Source organism: Lyngbya sp. PCC 8106 (assembly GCF_000169095.1).
Lineage (GTDB): Bacteria > Cyanobacteriota > Cyanobacteriia > Cyanobacteriales > Microcoleaceae > Capilliphycus.
Genome location: NZ_AAVU01000108.1, coordinates 1 through 1,340, shown reverse-complemented (window position 1 = coordinate 1,340; position 1,340 = coordinate 1). Strand labels below are relative to the sequence as shown.

Annotated in this window: 2 protein-coding genes and 1 pseudogene; 2 read left to right on the top strand and 1 reads right to left on the bottom strand. The window is 45.1% G+C overall.

The window, feature by feature from the left end; genetic code table 11:
* Nucleotides 1-272 (top strand): Asr1405/Asl0597 family protein (locus L8106_RS29145; protein ID WP_009788185.1); only part of this gene is annotated, 272 nt, incomplete at its 5' end.
* Nucleotides 273-393: 121 nt separating this feature from the next.
* Nucleotides 394-963 (top strand): (2Fe-2S) ferredoxin domain-containing protein, encoded by a 570-nt coding sequence (locus L8106_RS29140; protein WP_009788184.1) that lies wholly within the window; start codon nt 394-396, stop codon nt 961-963.
* Between the two features lie 184 nt (nt 964-1,147).
* Here L8106_RS29140 and L8106_RS34120 read toward each other — a convergent pair.
* Nucleotides 1,148-1,340 (bottom strand): annotated as a pseudogene (locus L8106_RS34120) (RNA-guided endonuclease TnpB family protein); the annotation flags it as partial.

The following is a 1,340-nucleotide window of genomic DNA, read 5'->3' as shown; positions in this document are numbered from 1 at the left end:
TGCAGTTGGTACAAGTAATGAATTCATCACAGTTACATCCCGACAACAGCGAAGTCATCGAGGTCAACTCCTGGGCCGATCGCTGGCAAGTCTACAGACGCTTACAAGAGCTAGGAATCCCCAGTTCATGTGAGATCGAGCAACCCCTACGGGTACAGATCAATAACATTAACCAAGCGGTTCAACTCTCCAGCGTCCTTAAACAGTTCTCAGCCTCTCGTCGAGATCTACTTGAAACCTTAGAACGCTGTTGGAAAGCTGAGTCTGACTAATGACGATCGCAACGATGCGGCGGCTTTCCTTCGTCAACTTGGACGTTTCCTCAAAATAAACGTCTTTACTCCAAACTCCGACTATCTCAATTCCAATACCTTAAGGATTACCCTGAAACCAATGTCTAAAACTGACAAACAAATTACGGAATTCAATTTTGATGGTCAAGTGACCTATGTATTCTTCGATGGCAGCAAGCCTAAATACCTACAACTGATGACCTCCGAAGGGCTACATTTGATTAAACTCTCCAAAGAATCTCGTTCAATTTGTGAACGTTTGTTAATTCCGGGACGACAAGTTCAGGTGAGTGGCATCAAAAAGTATGATCCTAAAAGCGGCAAAATCAAACTCAAAGCCGAGCAAGTGATGGCCTTGAGTGAGGCAGACGAGGCCAGCAGTTCACCCTGTTCATCTCAAAAAGCAGCGAAAAAGACTTGTGCAGGTAAAAAAGCCCAAATCCTCGTCTGTGACAAATCAGATTGTCGCAAAAAGGGTGGAAGCCATCTATGTTCAGCGTTAGAAACTGCTGTTCAAGAACAAGGACTCGAAGAACACGTGACGATCAAGAAAACAGGCTGTCTCAAACGGTGCAAAGCAGGGCCTAATGTGGTGATGATGCCCGACAAAACCCGCTACAGTCGGGTCAGCGCCAAGGAACTACCCAAGTTAATCGCCAAGCATTTCTAAAATCAATAGACTATCATTCTTGGTTAAAATTGACTGCATCAAGCTAGAGACGTTCCCCCAGGAGCGTCTTTGCTTTTATTAGAGAGAAGGGGAGATCGCAAAAAACAGTTAACTGAAAACAGCACTTGTCCATGGTGACATCCTCCCACACTGAATCGAAAATTACAGTGTGGGCTTCCAAACCTCACAGCTTGGTTTTCCTGGTTTTTCCCTTGCGGGATTTCGACACTTGCCTAGACTGATTTTTAACAGCCCCCGGTAGAACGTCTGCACAGGCAGTTTCCTTTCCCGTCTGTCCAACGGTACTAATTAGCTTAATTCCTCGATTTCTAATGTTTTGACCTGCGGCTATATCGCGGTCTGTTTTGTATCCACAA